This window comes from Simiduia sp. (assembly GCF_058345725.1).
The window spans coordinates 14,288-32,225 of the sequence record NZ_JBTUOC010000002.1; the positions used below are offsets into that span (position 1 = coordinate 14,288).

The window sequence follows — 17,938 nt, forward strand, 5'->3', positions numbered from 1 at the left end:
GCTAGGCCGTTGCGTCCTTCATTACCAGTGGTAAGCCGGCGGCACAAAACACCACTCGGTCACAGTGCTCCGCCAATGTTTGATGCAAAAAGCCGCTTTCATCCACAAAGCGGCGACTGAGTTCGCCCAGGGGCACAACCCCCAGACCCACTTCGTTGCCGACCAGCGTGATAGGGCCGGCATGCGCCTTGAAAGCCTCGATAAACAGCGCCCGCTCGCGCGGCCAGCATTCAGCCAGTAAACAGTTGCTCAACCACAGTGTGAGGCAATCTATCAAAACCGGCGCCCCATTTGAACGCCATTGACCAATCAGAGCCGACAAATGCAAGGGTTCTTCAAAACATTGCCAAATGCTGTCGCGATCTGCTTGGTGGCGCTGGATGCGCGCTCGCATTTCTTCGTCGGATGCCGCGAGGCTGGCTGTTGCCACATAGTGTGGCGATGCGCCCACCTGCCTCGCTTGCGCCAGCACCTGCTGCTCGGCGTAGCGACTCTTGCCCGAGCGGGCCCCTCCCAATATCAACTGCTTCACTGCGCGTTCCTGCCAGTTGGTGAAATGCCGCCATTGTACAGGTGTGGGGCGGCTCATACAGGCGCCGCCAATTCTGCACGGACTGCTAGACTTACGGAGCCGTTAGCGCAATGATTCACGCCTTTTCCGCGGCCAGCCTGCACCGGCCCTATGTCGCCCAGCACGAGTAACCTAAGGACTTTTATGACCGATTCCAGTTCACCGCTTGTACCGCTGCCCTGTGTGGGTTGGCGCGAGTGGGTTGCCCTGCCCGAATTGGGCATCAAAAACATTAAAGTGAAAGTGGATACAGGCGCGCGCACCTCGGCACTGCACACCTTTGCCATGGAATTTTTTGAACGCGATAACCAAGAGTGGGTGCGCATTGGTGTGCACCCCATTCAAAAGAGTGACCGCGAGTGGTTTACCGAAGCGCGCGTCATCGACAAACGCATCGTTCGCGACTCTGGCGGTCACGAAGAATTACGCCCCGTCATTGAAACGGCGATTTATCTGGGGCAACACCAATTCCGAGCAGAGCTCACCCTGACCAGCCGCGACAACATGAAATTTCGCATGCTGTTAGGCCGCAAAGCCCTGGAGAATCGCTTTCTAGTGGATTCACAGGGCTCTTACTTACAATCAGTCCGGCCCACGCCCGACGCCCTTTGAGGTGTAGTCATGAAAATTGCAATACTCTCGCGCAACCCCAATCTCTACTCTACGCGCCGCCTGAAAGAGGCCGCCGAAGAGCGCGGTCACGAGGTGGAAATTATCGATGCGCTGCGCTGCTACATGGCCATCAATCCCTCCGACCTGGATATGCACTACAAGGGCCGCGAGCTGCTTGGCTTTGACGCGGTCATTCCGCGTATCGGCGCCTCTGTCACTTTTTACGGCACCGCCGTACTGCGGCAATTTGAAATGATGGGCGTGTATCCGCTGAACGAATCGGTGGCTATTTCGCGCTCGCGCGACAAACTGCGCTCCATGCAACTGTTGGCGCGCAAAAATATTGGTCTGCCCACCACCGGCTTTGCCAACCAAACGCGCTACATCCCCGATCTGATCGACATGGTGGGCGGCGCGCCGCTCGTGATCAAATTGCTGGAGGGCACCCAGGGTATTGGCGTGGTACTGGCGGAAAATCGCAAGGCCGCCGAAAGTATTCTGGAGGCCTTTATGGGCCTGGGCGCCAATATCATGGTGCAGAAATTTGTGAAAGAAGCGGGTGGTGCCGATATTCGCTGCTTTGTGGTGGGCGACAAAGTGGTGGGCGCCATGAAGCGCCAGGGCAAAGAGGGCGAATTCCGCTCTAACTTGCACCGCGGCGGCACCGCATCGCTGGCCAAAATCACTCCGCAGGAACGCGAAACCGCCGTGCGAGCGGCGCGCACCATGGGCCTAAACGTCGCCGGTGTTGACCTGTTGCGCTCTTCCGCCGGACCGGTAGTAATGGAGGTCAATTCGTCGCCCGGTCTGGAGGGTGTCGAAGCCGCTACGGGTAAAGATATTGCCGGCGAAATTATCAAGTGGATGGAAAAAAACGCCAAGGTCAACGCCTCTAAAACCAAGGGTAAAGGCTGACCCTATGAGCAGCACCAAAAAATCGGCGCGCGCGCCCTTTGAACTGCTGGATGCCACTGTGGCCGCTGGCGAGCGCGCCATGCTACAAATGGATATCGGCAAACTCTACACCAACACGCCGCTGTCAATCGGTGTGGAGGTCATGCACGGAAAATACGATGGCCCTGTGTTGCTGGTCACCGCCGCCATTCACGGCGACGAGTTAAACGGCATCGAGGTATGTCGCCGCCTGTCGAAGTTACCGGCGCTCAATCGTCTGCACGGCACCCTGATTTTAGTGCCCATCGTCAACGCTTTTGGATTTATCCAACAAATTCGCTATCTGCCCGATCGACGCGATTTAAACCGCTGCTTCCCCGGCAGCGAAAAGGGCTCACTCGGCTCGCGCATCGCCTACTTGATTCGCACCAAGCTGTTGGAAAAATGCAGCCACGTGGTGGATTTACACACGGGCGCCATTCATCGTTCCAACTTGCCGCAAATTCGCGCCAACCTAGAAAGCGATGCCAACCTGGCCATGGCGCAGGCCTTTGGCGCCCCGGTGGTCATGCACTCAGGCGTACTCGACGGATCATTTCGCGACGCGGCCGACAAACTCAACAAGCCCTTCATTCTCTACGAGGCGGGCCAGGCTCTGCGTTTTGACGAAGCGTCGATCAACGGTGGCGTCAAAGGCGTGCTGGGGGTAATGAACCACTTAGGTATGTTAAAAGGTCGACGGTCGACCAAAACTGCTTTGGCACCCATTGTGGCGCGCTCCAGCCAGTGGGTGCGCGCTGCACACGACGGCATGATGGTAGCCAACATTGAGCTCGGCGAGCGCGTAAAGAAAGACGATATTTTAGCCCTAATTGTCGATCCCTATGGCGAGATGGAGCTAGAAGTGCGCGCTCCGGTCAATGGCATCATTATCGGCCGGAATAACATCCCGGTCGTAAACGAGGGCGAAGCGCTATTTCATGTAGCAAAGTTCGACACGGTCAAAGACGCAGAAAAAACCGTTGAAAAATTTCACGAGCAAATGGAAGACTTGAACGATCCGGATCTGCGCTATACAGATCCGTGGGGAGAGCGCTATGACAATTAAAGCCCTGTTGTTTAATAGTAAAGGGGAACTCGAAAAACAAGGCGGCGAAGAGCTATTACCCCTCTACCACAACAGCGACTACTTTCTCTGGCTGGATATTTGCGGGGCCGAAAGCGAGCGCGAAATGCGCGCCCTGGCAGACTTCGATATAAACCCGCTGGCGCACCGGGACGCGCAGCGACACCGGCACCCGCCAAAATACGAGGCCTTTGACGACCACGTATTTTTATTGATGCACGAACTGATGCACGCCGGCAGCCACGAAAATATGGCGCGCCACCAGCTGGCGCTGTTTGCCAATAATTCCCACTTAATCACTCGCCACGATAAGCCCAGCGCCGCGGTGGACAAACTGTGGCAACAGCTGTGCGACGAGCGGCGCCTTACAGCGGGTGGCATGGGCCAACTCTGCTATCTGATATTGCGCGGCATTGTGGACCGGTTTCTGCCCATCATGTTCGAAGTGGAACAGCGCCTGGGCGAAATTGAGGATGAAATATTTGAAACCAATACCGACGACCTTTTGGGCGAGTTGATTAACTACGGCTCTCAGTTAAAAAAGGCCAGGCGCTCCTTTGTCTACCAAAAGGAGTTGATCGACGAAATCATCAGCGGTCACAGGCACCAGCTGCTTGCCTTCGACGAACACGAATTGATTGACTTGTTTGAGCATTTCGAGCGGCTCGGCAGTCTCGCCAATTTGTATCAGGAACTGACAACCGATCTAATCAACGGCTTCATCTCCATCAGTGCCCACCGGGCCAATAATATCATGAAATTGCTAACCATTGTCACCGCAATATTTTTGCCGTTAACACTGGTAGCCGGCATTTATGGCATGAATTTTCAACACATGCCCGAACTTAGCTGGCACTACAGTTATTTCTTTGTGCTGGGCTTTATGGTGGCGTTTGTGATCTTTGGGGTAACGTTTGTGCGCCGGAAGGGGTGGCTTTAATCCATGCAAGACATACTCACCTTTGCCCTGATTGACTTTGAGGGCTATACGCTGACGGTCTTTGGCTTGATCAAAATGCTGGCCGTACTTATTGCAGGTATTATTTTATCCGCCATCGCCCAGCGTTCCATCATGCGCATTGCACAAATGAAACGCACTTTCGATGCACGCGCAGCCTACTCCTTTGGGCGTATATTGCACTACGCCATCATGACACTGGCGATCATTTTATCGTTGTCGGTGGCGGGATTTGATTTCACCAAATTGGCAATCGTCGCTGGTGCTCTGTCTGTGGGCATCGGCTTTGGTTTGCAGGGCATTGCCAACAACTTTATCTCCGGCATCATCATGTTGTTTGAACGCAACATCAATGCCGGCGATGTGGTAGAGCTGCAATCGGGCACTTTTGGCACCATTAAAGAAATCAACGTGCGCTCAACGCTCATAAATACTCCCGACAATATGGACGTATTGGTACCCAATTCCGAGTTTCTGTCGGGGCAAGTGACCAATTGGACCTTGCGCGAAGGTGTGGTGCGCTTTCGCATTCCCTTTGGCGTGGCCTATGGCACCGACAAAGATAAAATGCGCGATGTTGTGTTGAATGCCGCCAACGCCCTGCCTATGACGGTCAACGAAGAACCTAAATATGGCACCCGCGTATTTATGACCGGCTTCGGTGATTCCAGCCTGGATTTCGTCCTAGCCGTCTGGGTGTCCGACGACGCCGCCAAGCGTCCCACCACCACCAAATCAGAATATCTCTGGACCCTGGAAAGCGCCCTCAAGCGCAACGGCTTTGAGATCCCCTTCCCACAGCGAGATCTGCATGTTCGGTCGGATTTTCGCGCCGGTAAAAACGATGACCCTCAACTCACAACTTAGTGACTGTATAACACCAAGTACAGGCCAGCACCCAAGGCCAACTGCAACAACGCAGGCCAGGCGTAAGACTGAGCGAGAAATGCAATGTGGGGATACTTCGGGTGGTAGAATACCCGTACTTTTTCACCTTCAATTAAGCCGCTAATGCGGTTGCGCATTAACGGCCAAGCGGGCGAGGCATGCAGCCGATTGGCGATGTACTTAAATCCCTCGAGCGCATAGACGTAGCACAACACCGGCTGCTCGGTATGTATTTCACCCGCCTCGGCGCGCCTCCGGCCTAAAACAGTCTGGTAAAACCAATCCCTCACTGTGGCGGGCGCCGTGGGCACCGCCTGCGCAATTACACCCACAGTGCTCGGCCAACGCCGGCGGGTAAGCGTTTGGTAAAGTGCAGTCAGTCCGTTAAGCACAAGCAATAGCGCAGCCACCACGATGACAATCTCGATAGCCTGCACGTTATTGCGCCCCTCGTCCATGCACACAAACTCTCGTCATGACTCGCATCCGGATACTACTCCAGGCTAATGTGAATCGGACTGTTTTGGCGTTTCAGTGCAGGGAACCGGTGTGTCGCGTAGTGTGCGTGGCAACTGCTGCAAGCCTCCATCATTTTCATGTAGTAAAAGCCCACCAGCTCTGTATGGTTATCCTCGGCCACGTGCTTCAACTTGGCGGCAGTGTTGTGCAGTGTTCGATCGCGTTGCTTAAAATCCTCCGGCAAAGCGCGCTGCAGCTCCTGTCGTTGGGCGCCAGTCAGCTGTTTTCGCATGATGTAGCCGTCTTTCAATTGGCCCGCCAACTCCGCAGCGCGCGCCATATCGCCGGCAATGTGGGCCGACAATAACTGGTGCATACCCTGCTCGAGGGCGCGCATCTCCTGACCGAGCAAGGCTCGCGTCGCCGGGCTGAGCTGCTCTACGGGCGAGTCTGCTCGCACACTGCCGATCGCCAAAAAAATCAGGCCCAGTGCCGCCACAAAACAGCGGGCGTTGTACCAATATGCCGTGTATCTCATAAATTAAGTACCTCGCGTGTGTGATTTATATGCCCTGCGCGGTTTTGCAAACGTACACCGAATTGCTGGCTTCTGCCTGCTGAAAGGGATTGTAGAAAGTGACTTGATGGGTTGCCACATTCGCGAACACCGATTCAAGCAGGGAAACAAAAATAGGATCGGGCAGATTTTGCGACCACATGGCAAAAACGCCGCCGGGCACCAATTGCTGGGCCATGGCTGTCAAATTATCGCGCCTGTAGAAAGCGGCATTTTCGGAATTGAGAAACTCGCTGGGCGAGTGATCAATATCCAATAAGATGGCGTTAAACAGCCGGCCGGGCTGAGCAGCGTCAAAGCCGCGTTGCGCATCAACTGCCATGTCAAAAAAACTGCCCAGTACATAGTGACAGCGTTGATCGGCATTGAGCACTGTACCCAGCGGCACCAGCTCCCGACGGTGCCATTGAATCACCGTGTCCAATGCATCGACCACTAACAAATCATCGACGCGCTCATCCTGCAGCGCGGCGACGGCGGTATATCCCAGCCCCAGACCACCTACCACCACAGCGAGCGATTCGCCGTCAACGGCGGCCAGGCCAAGGTGCGCAAGCTGTTCTTCGGCCTCAACAAACATACTCGACATCAAGTAGTCGTCGCCCAGTTTGACTTCGTAAATGGGGTTGGGGCCAAGCACCGGTATGACTCGCTTGCGTAGGGAGATTTCGCCCAGCGCCGAGGGCTGGCTGTCGATTTCTTCGAAAAGTGAGGCCATGGGAAAGTTAACCTGATGTAGGTGAGACACCGGAAATCGGCGCGATACCGCAAGACTAACAGGCTTGGTCGCCGCTGCAAAATCGCACAGTCTGTAGATAGGGAGCCAGGCAAGTTCAACGAGGCGTGCGAATCCTGCCCATGTATTGAATCGGTGGCACTTAAGTGCAAGTTGCTATTGGCTATCACAAGGCGCATAAAAAAGGCGGCTCCTAAGGAGCCGCCTTTTTTGAATCAGTCGCCAGGATTAGATCGCGACAATATTCTCAGCCTGCGGGCCTTTTTGGCCGGCGGTCACATTGAATTCTACCATCTGACCTTCGGCCAGGGTTTTAAATCCGGAACTGGCAATGGCGCTGAAGTGCGCGAACACATCGGGACCTGAGGACTGCTCAATAAAACCAAAACCTTTCGCTTCATTGAACCACTTAACGGTGCCTTTAACTTTAGACATAATACGTACCTGAATTTCAACTATAGGGGTGCCTTCAAGAGGCTTGAATCGCAAAAAAATAGACTGGAACTTAGAAACTTCAGGACGAGGAATTACGAATAAGTCAGCGCAATGCAGATTTTAAATTAGAGACTTCTTTCTAGCTGGCATTCATCCTATAGAGGTTTCCTACAGATAGCCAGCGTTATTCCCAGCTATGTGCAATAGCCGCAGGTCGTCGCCCTATGCGCGCAATAGAACTGCGGCTCGCTTGACAGTTCAAATTAAGCGCCGAGTAACTTTCAAACTACGCACTTAAGCGATAGTACTACTAAGCGCTAGTGTAATGACCCTTTGGCTCAAGGTGCCATTGATAAAGCCATGCATTAATACAATCACCCACTAGTGGAACCACGCCCGAATGAAACGGCCTATTGAGTTGCGTCTATTTGGCGCTCGCCTTGCTAGAAAAGCGAAGTATTAAAAAGCCGACAACCGCACTCAGCCCCGACCCCAATAAAATTCCAAGTCGATCAATACGTGCATAGCCCGCACCGCCTTCGGCAAATGCGAGACCACCCACGAACAAACTCATGGTGAAGCCGATGCCGCACAACACCGAAACGCCCAAGAGCTGTAGCCAACTCACATCCTTCGGCAGACGAGCAAAACCCAGCAGTACCACGGCACCCACACACAGCAAGACACCGATGGGTTTGCCCAGAAACAAACCGGCGGCAATACCAAAGGGCACGGGATTTAACAGATGCTCAAGATTCAACCCCTCAAACGAGATGCCGGCATTTACCAGTGCGAATACAGGCAGTATTAAAAACGCAACCCAGGGGTGCAGCACCTCAACAATGGATTTCGTGGGCGAAAGAGCGCCGCCGTCTGCTACTCGGGTGGAGATAAAAAAAGCCGTCACAACACCCGCCAGAGTGGCGTGCACGCCCGATTTCAACACACACACCCATAGCACCATACCCAAAACCACAAACGGGAAGGGCCGCCGCAATCCCAAGTACTTGAACAACGCCATGAGCAGAATGACCACTGCAGCGGCCATCAGCGAAGTAATCGACAGGCCCGATGTATAAAACAGCGCGATAATGACAATCGCCATCAGGTCGTCCAATATCGCCAGCGTCATCAGAAATACTTTTAAGGCCACAGGTATGCGAGAGCCCACTGCCGCCAGCACACCCAGCGCGAAAGCGATGTCTGTAGCCGTGGGTACCGCCCAGCCTTTTACGGCAAAGGGATCTGCCATATTGAACATTAGATAAATGAGGGCCGGCACCGCGACACCACCGATCGCACCCGCCAGAGGAAGAATTAATTGCGAGCGATCGGATAGGTGCCCATGCAACAACTCGTGTTTTATCTCTAAGCCAACCACAAAGAAAAACACCGCCATCCAGCCGTCATTCACCCACAGGAACAAGGGTTTTTCGACACGCAGATTGCCAAACTGAACGGACCCCGTAATATTGAGGGCGTCGATATAGAGCTGCGACAGCGCGGAGTTTTTCACCAGCATCGCCACGATTGTGGCAATAATCAACATGACGCCCGCAGCGCTTTCCAAATGAATAAAGCGCTGGATACCCTTGCTAAAACGATCTAAAGGATTTGCGTCGACACTCATGATGCCCTCCCGAATAACCTGGGCGCACAAACCAATCTGTTTCACATAAACAACTGCGGGATAGCCCTAATCGCTTGTGAGTCAACGCCCTTGTCTCGAGCGAATTGTCACCTGAAATGGAACCGCCCTACAGCCTTGCGCAAACGCGCAGAGCCTCCGCCAGCCGTCGTTTTCAGCATAGCGGAACGCCTTCATAAATTGCAGCTATTTCGGACAATCGGGTGCGCCGAGCTGTGGGCGACAAGCTGGGACTAGACCAACTTGAATGGGGCAATATCGGGTCAATGGTTCACCGCACACCGGTGCCCGACCTGACGGCCGGATACGGCCAGACGGATTAGGGGGAGAGTTCGATCCACTGCCCCACTCCGATAGCATTCATCACCAATTCAACGGAGAGTGCAGACAGGATCATACCCATAACCTTGGTCAGGATTGCGGCGCCTGCAGTACCGATAACATTTAAAATGCGATCGGAGAAGATCAGCAGTAACCAGGTGACAAAAAGCACCGCCAGGGTGATCAGGCCAGTGCCCACCTGCACGGGTATGGAGTGTATGTGATTATCGGTCAGCAGGATTACCGCCAGAATGGCGCCGGGTGTAGCCGTACCGGGAATGGCCAAGGGAAATACCGCCACATCGTGCTCTGGCTCTTGTTTTAGCTTTTGGTAGGGCGCGCCAAAGATCATCTGCAGGCCAAACAAAAACAGAATGATCCCGCCACCGAGTTGTAGGGAAATCAATCGGATACCCATGGCCGTTAGTAACACCTGGCCGATAATAATGGCGCCAATCAATACTATGCCGGCGTAAACTACTGTGCGGCGCGCCGCCTGCCGCCGCTCGCTGGCCGACAAACCGGCAGTAATCGACACAAAGATTGCCATGGTGCCTACGGGGTCAATGGTGGCCCAGATGATCAGCGCATCTTGTAGAAATTTTTCGACCATACGCATCCACCCGCGAGTTCTACCCGCATTGTCAGTTTGACCGACACCCCTTTATGTTTCGCCACGCCTTAAGCATGTCGGCCAGCTGCCCGCTCCAGCGGCCATGCCTTGCGCAGGAAAACGCGCGCTGGCCCCAACAGTGATCGACGCGAGCGCCATTGCTATCAGCCTAGCCCACATTGGCAGCGACAGCTTAGCCCGGAGGCTGTCTGTTAACCTGCGCTGCTGCGCGCCCTGGCCGCGCCTAATTCGCCACCGCTGCCCTTCGCATCCACCCCCAGCTGATGGGCTAATTGATTGAGCCAGCCCGCCGCCAAACTCGGTTTATACACCAGCTCAATCTGCTCTCGGTCGACAAAGGGGTTATCCGTGATCCGAATTACCCGCAATCCCGCCTGCTGCGCAATAAAATCAGGTACATACGCCAATGCTCGGCCAGACACTACCAGCGACATCAACACACTGACATCGTTGCAGCGGTAGGCTATGCGGCGAGGTAACTTGTCATCGCGCCAACCGTCCGAGCCGATACCCCGCGCTGTCCCGCAAAAAGGTGACACACTTGGGCAGGCAAAGCCGTAGGAAGACAATTGTTCGACCTGTAGTTCAGCACCTGGAAATGACTCGAACACCCGGTGCTGTGCGCTCGCCACCACCTCGAAGCGCGTCGAGCCAAATGCTATGCGCTGAAAGTCGGCCTGCAACGTTAGGCTATTGGTTGCCACCTGAGTCACCAAGGCTATGTGACACTGGCCCGTGGCGACGCGATTAATGGCTTGCCCCTCCCAGGCCACTTCCAGATTAACGTCAAAGCGAACCTCATCGAGCCGCCTCAGTACTGCCGGCAAGAAATACGTCATCAGCACGGAGGGCCCCGCAATACGCGCCGTGGTTCTATGGGCGGCACCGTTGAATTCACTGAGCGCCTGATCGGCCTCGTGCACTAGGTGTAAAGCGTACTGCCGAAATTTGCGCCCCTGTTGATTCAACTGAATGTTCCTGCCAATCCGGTCGAATAAAGGGGCGCCCAACTGATCTTCCAATCGTCTAACGGCCTTTGACAGCGCACTCGGCGTGACACCCAGCTCCCGGGCAGCGGTCTGCAGGTTATTTAGCTGCGCCACCAGCACATACTTGCGCAAATCATTGATATCCATTTTTAATTCCAATCGGGAAACAGATGTGTAGATAAAAGAGCTTATAACGAATTAAAGAGCTTGCCACACTGGGGCACTGACATGACCAGTATCGAGCCACTATGCAGTACAGACCAACAAGGGCAGCGGGGAGCTCGCCTCGCGATTCGCGGGATGGCAATAGTCGACCGTTTGCCGCGCCACCAGTCGCCGACACCGGCTGGATCCGCTGGCTATTCCTGACCTATCTGGTCGCTTTCACATGGGCGCTCGCAAGCCCTTCAGCCGACAACCCGGTAGATTCCCGCGACGCCCACCCGATGCACAGCCGCATGGGCCAGCACGGCATGGTGTTGTTTACCGACGGCGCGCATCTGTACGCCAGCCACCTGCCGCTTTACCAGCGGCCCCACGACGCCCAAATCATTTATCGCATACACAGCGAGCACCAGCGCGTACTGATTCAGCAGTTAACCGCCCACACTGCGCAACACAATTCGGGGCGGGCGCCCACACTGCTGACACTTTTGCCCGACCGGTTTAATTTGGATCGCCTGATCGCGGGCGAAACTTTTCACCTGCCTGCGCAAATTTATAGCGGCCACTTCGAGCGGGGCGGAACCCTATGGCTGGCTGAACAGCGGCTGCATTTCGTACAACAGATATACCTAAGAAGCCTGTCTAAGCCGGTGCAGCCGCTCAGTCAATTGGTCCGCTGGGACGCGTTGTCGCTTGCTCGCGGGCACTCAACGCTTTTTGTACACCGAATCCAATCGCCGCCCTCCTTTGATGCGATACTTCTCAATCGCAGCTGCCCCAAAACACTAGGGGATGATCAACGCCCACTACCCGCCGTACCAACCCAGGCACATTTGGCAAAATTGTTTGAGGCCTGCGAATCGAGCCAGCTGATTTACATGGAAGCCCAGGATTTTGCACTATGACATTTTCAAACCGGCTCGCAGTTGCCGCATTGCTCACTGTAAGCGCCGTGGCATCCAGCCAACCGCTTACCGCCAACAATGCACCACTAGAGGCACTTGCCAAACACCGCTGGCAGCACGGCGCGCGCCTTTGCTGGTTAAATAACGAACCCGCCATTGAGGTGTATCGCTATACAGACGACACCTACATTTTGCGTCAGAATAAATGCCTGCATTACGAAGCGCCGTTTATATACGTGTTATTTGGCGATCGACAGGTGCTTGTTCAAGACACGGGCGCGACGGCAGACGCCGAGCAATTTCCGCTGTACCAGACCGTCATGCAATTGGTTGTCGCAGTGGCGAGTGAACGCAAGCGCGACCCTCAATCTTATCAACTGCTGATCACCCACTCCCATAGCCACAGCGACCACACAGCCGCAGACGCCCAATTTGCCAACAAACCTAATGCACTGCTCGTGGAACCCACGCTCGAGGCGGTAAAAAACGCCTTTGGCTTTGACGATAATGCAGCCCAATGGCCGCACAGCGCCGTACAAATCGATTTGGGTAATCGCCCACTGACGATCATTCCCATCCCCGGCCACCAGTCTGAAGCCATCGCCATATACGACAGCCAAACACAATGGCTACTCACCGGCGACAGTGTGTATCCAGGCAGATTGTACGTGAGCGACTGGCTGCAATACCGATCCAGCATTCGTCGGCTCGCCGCATTTACAAGTGAAAATACAATCAGCGCCATCATGGGCACGCACATAGAAATGACCAACCAACCCGGTGTCGATTTTGCCATGGGTAAACACTACCAACCCGACGAGGCGCCGCTGCCCATGCCCGCACAGAACCTCAATCTTTTAAATGAACTATTGTCGGCACACGCGCAACCCACGCGTATCGTCACAGACAGGTTTATTGTCTACCCCGTAAACCCACCTTAGTAGCAAGGGAAAAGAGCCAGCTCTAAGGCGAGTTTTTTCACGGCAAGCTCAGTGGACGGGCGCACGGTAGATGCGCCGCTCGAAGACGTGCAACGCGAATGGCGTGAAGAAGGCGAAAGGTGTAAAGCGTGCGATCGATCGCACCCAGGCGGACGCAAGCGTTGGCGGCGCGCAACCCCGCTTCAGCAGGTACCCGCTTTACACCAAAAATAGCGAGCCCAGGCCCAGAAAGGCGAAGAAACCCACGACATCCGTAACGGTTGTCAGAATGACCGCGCCTGACAAGGCCGGGTCTATTTTGAATTTATCCAGAATCAGCGGGATAACAACACCGCTGACAGCGGCAAAGATCAAATTAACGAGAATGGCCGCACCAATCACGAAACCAATGGCCGGCTTGGCAAACCAGAGCCCCGCCATCAACCCGATCACCAAAGCCCAGATCACCCCGTTGAGCAAACCCACCATGATTTCTTTGCGGAAAATTATTTTGGCGTTGGACGAGGACAAATGCCCAAGAGCCAGACCGCGAATTGCCAGGGTTAAGGTCTGGCTGCCGGCAATACCGCCCATGCTGGCTACTATCGGCATCAGAATGGCCAGGGCGACAACCTGCTCGAGCGTGGCCTCAAATAATCCGATGGTCCATGAAGCCAGCAAGGCGGTGAAAAGATTGATACCCAACCAAACCGCGCGGCGTTTGGCCGAGCGCTTGACCGGGGCAAATAAATCCTCGTCTTCCGACAGACCGGCCTGGTTCAGCATCTGTGCTTCGGCGTCGTCCTGTACCCAGCCCAAAATATCTTGCGAAGTGATACGACCCAGCAGATGGCCGGCATCGTCGACCACCGGCGTCATGGCGTAGTGGTTTTGATAGCTGTGATCGGCCAGATCGCTCATGTGCATATCCGCACCCACGGCGGGATCTTCTTCCAGCTTCAGCTCGCTGATCGCCTGTTGCGGGTGAGCATTAAACAAATCGGTGAGCTGCACGCTGCCCGCATAGAGCCCATCTTCACTCACCAAGCACAATAAATCGGTATTGGAGGGAATTTGCCACTGGCGCAGCAGGCGCATGACTTGCTGCGCCGTCAGCGTTTCACTGATACTGATAAAATCGGAATCAATGTTGCGGCCCACTTGATCGTCGTCAAAGCGCATCGCCGTGTTAACGGCGGTTTGCTCTTTGATGCTCATCAATTTTAGGCGGCGCGAGTAGAGCTTAGGGGGAATTAACTCGTTGAGCTCAACCAATTCCTGGGGCGACAGGCGTGCGGCCATGGTGCGCAGGTCGGCCTCGTCCATCTCGTTAATCAAGTGCCGGCGCGCGTCGTCGTGCATTTCAAACAGCACATCGCCGCGCTCATCTGCACTGATCAATGCCCACACAGTGAGACGGGAGTTAACCGGTAAAGACTCGAGCAGCGCCGCCACTGCTTCGCTGGGAAGTTCAAGAATCGCCGCGCGCGTTGCTTCGGTGAGTTCGCCGCTTTCGCCGGCCAGCTCACTGAGGATGGGATCTACCAGGGGTTCGTGCGTGGCAACTTCTGAAATTTCCAAATGGCAATCCCCGATGCGAAAAGTGAAGAAAGGGTTGTGCCGTTTATGTGCACAACCCGGTCGAACTGATTAGCCTTTTAAGCGCTTGTATTTCATGCGTTGCGGGGTGGCATTGGCGCCTTTGCGCTTCACAAAGTCTTCGTGGTATTCAGTGTAGTTGCCCTCAAAGAAGACCACATCAGAATCGCCCTCGTAGGCTAGAATATGCGTGGCGATGCGGTCCAGGAACCAGCGATCGTGCGAGATCACCAACACGCAGCCGGGAAATGCCAGCACCGCTTCTTCCAAGGCGCGCAGGGTTTCCACGTCCAAATCGTTGGACGGCTCATCGAGCAGCAGTACGTTTGCGCCCTGCTTAAGAGTATTAGCCAGGTGTAAACGGCCTCGCTCACCGCCCGATAGATCGCCCACGCGTTTTTGCTGATCGGTGCCCTTGAAGTTAAAGCGGCCGACGTAGGAGCGCGAACTCACTTCGTAGCTGCCAATCTTTAGCACATCTGCGCCACCGGAAATGGCCTGCCACACGGTATCTTCATCTTTCAGGTTTTGCCGACTTTGCTCGACAAAGGCCAATTTAACGGTTTCACCGATGGTGATTTTGCCGCTATCGGGTTGCTCGTCGCCGGCAATCATCCGAAACAGCGTCGACTTACCGGCACCGTTACCACCGATAATTCCCACCACGGCCCCTTTGGGTACGTTAAAGCTCAAGTTGTCGATTAACACCCGATCGCCGTAGGCTTTGGTCACGCCGTCAAATTCGATGACCTTGTCGCCCAGCCGCTCACCCGGTGGAATGTAAATTTCGTTGGTCTCGTTGCGCTTTTGGAATTCTTGGCTTTGCATTTCTTCAAAGCGTGCCACCCGCGCCTTGCTCTTGGCCTGACGGCCCTTGGGGTTCTGGCGCACCCACTCCAGCTCCGATTTCATAGCCTTGGTGTGGGCCGCTTCCTGGCGTTGCTCTTGCGCGATGCGCGCCTCTTTCTGCTCTAGCCAGGAAGAGTAGTTGCCCTCGTAGGGAATACCGTGGCCGCGGTCCAATTCCAAAATCCAGCCGGCGGCGTTATCCAGAAAGTAGCGGTCGTGAGTAATCGCCACCACTGTGCCTTCAAACTCGCACAAAAAGCGCTCCAGCCAGTGAACTGATTCGGCATCCAAGTGGTTAGTGGGTTCGTCCAGTAGCAGCATATCGGGGCGCGACAGCAACAGGCGGCACAGTGCCACTCGGCGCTTTTCACCCCCAGACAGCTTGCTGACATCGGCGTCCCACGCCGGCAGACGCAGGGCGTCGGCGGCCACTTCCAAAGTGTGGTCCAGGTTGTGAGCGTCCCAGGCTTGAATGATGTCCTCGCAGCGCGCCTGCTTCTTGGCCAGCTCGTCGAAATCCGCGTCTGGCTCGGCATAGGCGGCGTAGATGGCGTCCAGCTCTTTCAGTGCGTCCACGGCTTCGCGCATGCCGTCCTCTACGTTGCCGCGCACGTCTTTGCTCTCGTCCAACTGGGGCTCTTGTTCCAGATAGCCCACCTTGATACCCGGCATGGGCCGGGCTTCGCCATTAAAGTCCTGATCCACACCCGCCATAATGCGCAATAAGGTGGATTTACCGGAGCCGTTCAAGCCCAACACACCAATTTTGGCGCCAGGGAAAAATGACAGGGAGATATCTTTCAAAATCTCGCGCTTGGGCGGCACAATTTTGCCCAAACGGTTCATTGTAAACACGTATTGCGCCATGACGGAGCTTCCTCGCGGTAGGGGTTAATGGCGCGCACGTTACCCCAAAGCCTTACGGCATTTCAATGCCAACGGCCCTCAGTAGCGGCGCTTTGCGCCTATACTTGCATTTCATAGCCAGGGGAGATACACAGTGCAGCTGCTGGAAGCCGCTTTTTACCAATCGCACCAGCCACAATGTTTGCTCGACAGCCACGATCAGCTGCTGCAGGCCAACCACGCCTACCTCGCGCTCACTGGACAAAATAGCGTTAACACCGGCCAGCTGTGCCCGTTTTTTGACCCGGCGCTGCAGGGCGCCCCCATGGTGAAATCCATTAAAGACGCCTTGAGTCGCAAAGGCTGGTGGGAAGGTGAACTGCCCTTTCGCCACGGCGCGCGCAATTTTCAGGCCTGGGTGAGTCTCAAGCGCCTGCAAACCCAAAGCGGCATCAATTTGCTGGCCAGTTTTACCGATATCAGCGAGCGAAAGATGGCCGAGGTAAAACTGCACCGGCTGGCCTATTTTGATGCCCTCACCCAACTGCCCAATCTCAGTTTGCTGTTGGATCGTCTCAACCAGGCCCAAATGCGCGCCAAGCGCAGCAACCAGCTGGTCGCCCTGCTGATCTTTGAGCCAGACCACACCGAGAAACTGCGCGAGCAGATTGGCAGTGCGGCATTCGACCAAACGGTGGTCGGTATGGCCAGCCGCGCACGCGACATACTGCGCGAACAGGATACCCTGGCGGCCCTTGGTCAGGGCCGCTTTGCCCTGCTCATGCCCGATCTGGCCGATAAGCGCGCGGCACTCAACGCCTTTACCCAGGTGGCCGAAAAGATACAGCTTGCCATGCGCAGCGCCCTGCCCAATTTGCAGCAGGGGGTTAGTTTAGCCCTAGGGGCATCGCTGTTTCCCCTGGACGCCGTCACGCCCCACACCCATTTAAAGCAAACAGAAACTGCGCTTATGCAGGCCAAGCGTCGGGGCCACGGCCAAACGCTCCTGTTTACACCGGCACTGCAACAAATGGCCAGCGCCCGCCAACAACTGGCAAAAGAGCTACAGGCCGGGGTGGAGAAAAATCAGTTCTTGCTGCACTACCAGCCAGTGCTGGATGCCGACACCGGCGAGGTGCAAGGGCTAGAGGCGTTGCTGCGTTGGAACCATAGCAGTCGCGGGCTATTGCTGCCGGAAGCCTTTCTCGAGGCGGCGGAAGCTACCGGCGCACTCAAGCCCTTGGGCAGCTGGATACTGCGCGTGGCGGCGCGGCAATTTTTAAGCTGGCGCAACCAGGGAGTGCGGCTGCAAACCATCAGCGTCAACTTATCGCCGGGTCAATTTCAGGCACACCAAATGGTGGCTCAGGTTAAGGACCTGCTGACCGATACCGGGCTAGACCCGGCCTGCCTCATCTTAGAGATCACCGAGGCGGCGCTGCAAACTGAATTGGCCGAAACGCGGATGCAACAATTGCACAATCTGGGTGTTCGCCTGGCGTTGGACGATTTTGGCGCGGGCTACTCTTGCTTGCAAAAACTGCAAAACATGCCCTTCGAACAGATCAAACTAAACCGGCAATTTACCAAAGTATTGCCAAACCCCAAGGCCGAAAAACAATTGCAGGCACTTGCCAGCTATCTCCGCAACCTGGGTTTTCAAGTGGTGATGACCGGCATTGAAACCCCCGCTCAGCTGGAGATTGCCCAGCACCTGGACTGCCAGAGTGTGCAAGGTTACCTGTTGCGCGAACCCGCCAGCGCCGAAGACCTGAATTTACATTCGGGCCGTGACGACCATTGATT

General features: G+C 55.3%; 18 protein-coding genes. 8 read left to right on the forward strand and 10 right to left on the reverse strand.

The annotated features are described in order from the left end of the window. Position 1 precedes the first annotated feature (1 nt). Positions 2-532 (reverse strand): bifunctional adenosylcobinamide kinase/adenosylcobinamide-phosphate guanylyltransferase, encoded by a 531-nt coding sequence (gene cobU, locus ACW8F6_RS00105; protein WP_491573795.1) that lies wholly within the window; start codon positions 530-532, stop codon positions 2-4. 183 nt (positions 533-715) lie between these two features. On the opposite strand from cobU, the gene ACW8F6_RS00110 reads away from it, so the two are divergent. From ACW8F6_RS00110 to ACW8F6_RS00130, 5 genes are read left to right on the forward strand one after another with little or no spacing between them, the layout of a single operon-like run. Beyond that, entirely contained in the window at positions 716-1,183 is a 468-nt protein-coding gene (locus ACW8F6_RS00110; protein ID WP_491573796.1) for an ATP-dependent zinc protease family protein, read from the forward strand. Positions 1,184-1,192: 9 nt separating this feature from the next. Then, positions 1,193-2,098, forward strand: coding sequence for a 30S ribosomal protein S6--L-glutamate ligase (gene rimK, locus ACW8F6_RS00115; protein WP_491573797.1), 906 nt, complete (start codon positions 1,193-1,195; stop codon positions 2,096-2,098). Between the two features lie 4 nt (positions 2,099-2,102). Continuing rightward, the gene (locus ACW8F6_RS00120) at positions 2,103-3,185 is read left to right on the forward strand and encodes a succinylglutamate desuccinylase/aspartoacylase family protein (RefSeq protein ID WP_491573798.1); all 1,083 of its coding nucleotides are present in this window, start codon (positions 2,103-2,105) and stop codon (positions 3,183-3,185) included. Continuing rightward, positions 3,175-4,143 (forward strand): magnesium/cobalt transporter CorA, encoded by a 969-nt coding sequence (gene corA / locus ACW8F6_RS00125; RefSeq protein WP_491573799.1) that lies wholly within the window; start codon positions 3,175-3,177, stop codon positions 4,141-4,143. The genes ACW8F6_RS00120 and corA overlap by 11 nt, the downstream gene beginning before the upstream one ends. 3 nt (positions 4,144-4,146) lie before the next feature. Beyond that, the gene (locus ACW8F6_RS00130) at positions 4,147-5,028 is read left to right on the forward strand and encodes a mechanosensitive ion channel family protein (protein ID WP_491573800.1); all 882 of its coding nucleotides are present in this window, start codon (positions 4,147-4,149) and stop codon (positions 5,026-5,028) included. Here the strand turns inward: ACW8F6_RS00130 and ACW8F6_RS00135 are convergent. The 7 genes from ACW8F6_RS00135 to ACW8F6_RS00165 form a co-directional block, all read right to left on the reverse strand. Further along, positions 5,025-5,507, reverse strand: a complete 483-nt coding sequence (locus ACW8F6_RS00135; RefSeq protein WP_491573801.1) for a hypothetical protein — start codon at positions 5,505-5,507, stop codon at positions 5,025-5,027. The genes ACW8F6_RS00130 and ACW8F6_RS00135 overlap by 4 nt on opposite strands. A 35-nt stretch (positions 5,508-5,542) precedes the next feature. After that, the gene (locus tag ACW8F6_RS00140; protein ID WP_491573802.1) at positions 5,543-6,046 is read right to left on the reverse strand and encodes a hypothetical protein; all 504 of its coding nucleotides are present in this window, start codon (positions 6,044-6,046) and stop codon (positions 5,543-5,545) included. A gap of 25 nt (positions 6,047-6,071) precedes the next feature. After that, the gene (locus ACW8F6_RS00145; RefSeq protein ID WP_491573803.1) at positions 6,072-6,803 is read right to left on the reverse strand and encodes a spermidine synthase; all 732 of its coding nucleotides are present in this window, start codon (positions 6,801-6,803) and stop codon (positions 6,072-6,074) included. Between the two features lie 246 nt (positions 6,804-7,049). After that, entirely contained in the window at positions 7,050-7,256 is a 207-nt protein-coding gene (locus ACW8F6_RS00150) for a cold-shock protein (RefSeq protein ID WP_491573804.1), read from the reverse strand. A gap of 424 nt (positions 7,257-7,680) precedes the next feature. After that, complete coding sequence (nhaA, locus tag ACW8F6_RS00155; protein WP_491573805.1) at positions 7,681-8,886, reverse strand: Na+/H+ antiporter NhaA; 1,206 nt, start codon at positions 8,884-8,886, stop codon at positions 7,681-7,683. A gap of 337 nt (positions 8,887-9,223) precedes the next feature. Continuing rightward, complete coding sequence (locus tag ACW8F6_RS00160) at positions 9,224-9,838, reverse strand: MarC family protein (RefSeq protein ID WP_491573806.1); 615 nt, start codon at positions 9,836-9,838, stop codon at positions 9,224-9,226. Positions 9,839-10,050: 212 nt separating this feature from the next. Further along, a complete protein-coding gene (locus tag ACW8F6_RS00165; protein ID WP_491573807.1) occupies positions 10,051-10,995 on the reverse strand; it encodes a LysR family transcriptional regulator in 945 nt (314 codons plus the stop codon). A 101-nt stretch (positions 10,996-11,096) separates the two neighbouring features. Here ACW8F6_RS00165 and ACW8F6_RS00170 point away from each other — a divergent pair, with 101 nt between their 5' ends. Together ACW8F6_RS00170 and ACW8F6_RS00175 are read left to right on the forward strand one after the other, a co-directional pair. Beyond that, positions 11,097-11,918, forward strand: coding sequence for a hypothetical protein (locus tag ACW8F6_RS00170; protein ID WP_491573808.1), 822 nt, complete (start codon positions 11,097-11,099; stop codon positions 11,916-11,918). Further along, positions 11,915-12,859, forward strand: a complete 945-nt coding sequence (locus tag ACW8F6_RS00175) for an MBL fold metallo-hydrolase (RefSeq protein WP_491573809.1) — start codon at positions 11,915-11,917, stop codon at positions 12,857-12,859. Before ACW8F6_RS00170 ends, ACW8F6_RS00175 begins: the two co-directional genes overlap by 4 nt. Before the next feature lie 198 nt (positions 12,860-13,057). On the opposite strand, the gene ACW8F6_RS00180 is transcribed toward ACW8F6_RS00175, so the two are convergent. Both ACW8F6_RS00180 and ettA read right to left on the reverse strand, forming a co-directional pair. Continuing rightward, the gene (locus ACW8F6_RS00180) at positions 13,058-14,419 is read right to left on the reverse strand and encodes a magnesium transporter (protein ID WP_491573810.1); all 1,362 of its coding nucleotides are present in this window, start codon (positions 14,417-14,419) and stop codon (positions 13,058-13,060) included. Positions 14,420-14,488: 69 nt separating this feature from the next. Then, entirely contained in the window at positions 14,489-16,153 is a 1,665-nt protein-coding gene (gene ettA / locus ACW8F6_RS00185; protein ID WP_491573811.1) for an energy-dependent translational throttle protein EttA, read from the reverse strand. 133 nt (positions 16,154-16,286) lie between these two features. On the opposite strand from ettA, the gene ACW8F6_RS00190 reads away from it, so the two are divergent. Further along, positions 16,287-17,936 (forward strand): sensor domain-containing protein, encoded by a 1,650-nt coding sequence (locus ACW8F6_RS00190; protein WP_491573812.1) that lies wholly within the window; start codon positions 16,287-16,289, stop codon positions 17,934-17,936. Positions 17,937-17,938: the final 2 nt, after the last annotated feature.

Coding starts and splice junctions, on each gene's coding strand:
- ACW8F6_RS00110 (WP_491573796.1), top strand. CDS start 716: ATGACCGATTCCAGTTCACCGCTTGTACCGCTGCCCTGTGTGGGTTGG.
- rimK (WP_491573797.1), top strand. CDS start 1,193: ATGAAAATTGCAATACTCTCGCGCAACCCCAATCTCTACTCTACGCGC.
- ACW8F6_RS00120 (WP_491573798.1), top strand. CDS start 2,103: ATGAGCAGCACCAAAAAATCGGCGCGCGCGCCCTTTGAACTGCTGGAT.
- corA (WP_491573799.1), top strand. CDS start 3,175: ATGACAATTAAAGCCCTGTTGTTTAATAGTAAAGGGGAACTCGAAAAA.
- ACW8F6_RS00130 (WP_491573800.1), top strand. CDS start 4,147: ATGCAAGACATACTCACCTTTGCCCTGATTGACTTTGAGGGCTATACG.
- ACW8F6_RS00135 (WP_491573801.1), bottom strand. CDS start 5,507: ATGGACGAGGGGCGCAATAACGTGCAGGCTATCGAGATTGTCATCGTG.
- ACW8F6_RS00140 (WP_491573802.1), bottom strand. CDS start 6,046: ATGAGATACACGGCATATTGGTACAACGCCCGCTGTTTTGTGGCGGCA.
- ACW8F6_RS00145 (WP_491573803.1), bottom strand. CDS start 6,803: ATGGCCTCACTTTTCGAAGAAATCGACAGCCAGCCCTCGGCGCTGGGC.
- ACW8F6_RS00150 (WP_491573804.1), bottom strand. CDS start 7,256: ATGTCTAAAGTTAAAGGCACCGTTAAGTGGTTCAATGAAGCGAAAGGT.
- nhaA (WP_491573805.1), bottom strand. CDS start 8,886: ATGAGTGTCGACGCAAATCCTTTAGATCGTTTTAGCAAGGGTATCCAG.
- ACW8F6_RS00160 (WP_491573806.1), bottom strand. CDS start 9,838: ATGGTCGAAAAATTTCTACAAGATGCGCTGATCATCTGGGCCACCATT.
- ACW8F6_RS00165 (WP_491573807.1), bottom strand. CDS start 10,995: ATGGATATCAATGATTTGCGCAAGTATGTGCTGGTGGCGCAGCTAAAT.
- ACW8F6_RS00170 (WP_491573808.1), top strand. CDS start 11,097: ATGCAGTACAGACCAACAAGGGCAGCGGGGAGCTCGCCTCGCGATTCG.
- ACW8F6_RS00175 (WP_491573809.1), top strand. CDS start 11,915: ATGACATTTTCAAACCGGCTCGCAGTTGCCGCATTGCTCACTGTAAGC.
- ettA (WP_491573811.1), bottom strand. CDS start 16,153: ATGGCGCAATACGTGTTTACAATGAACCGTTTGGGCAAAATTGTGCCG.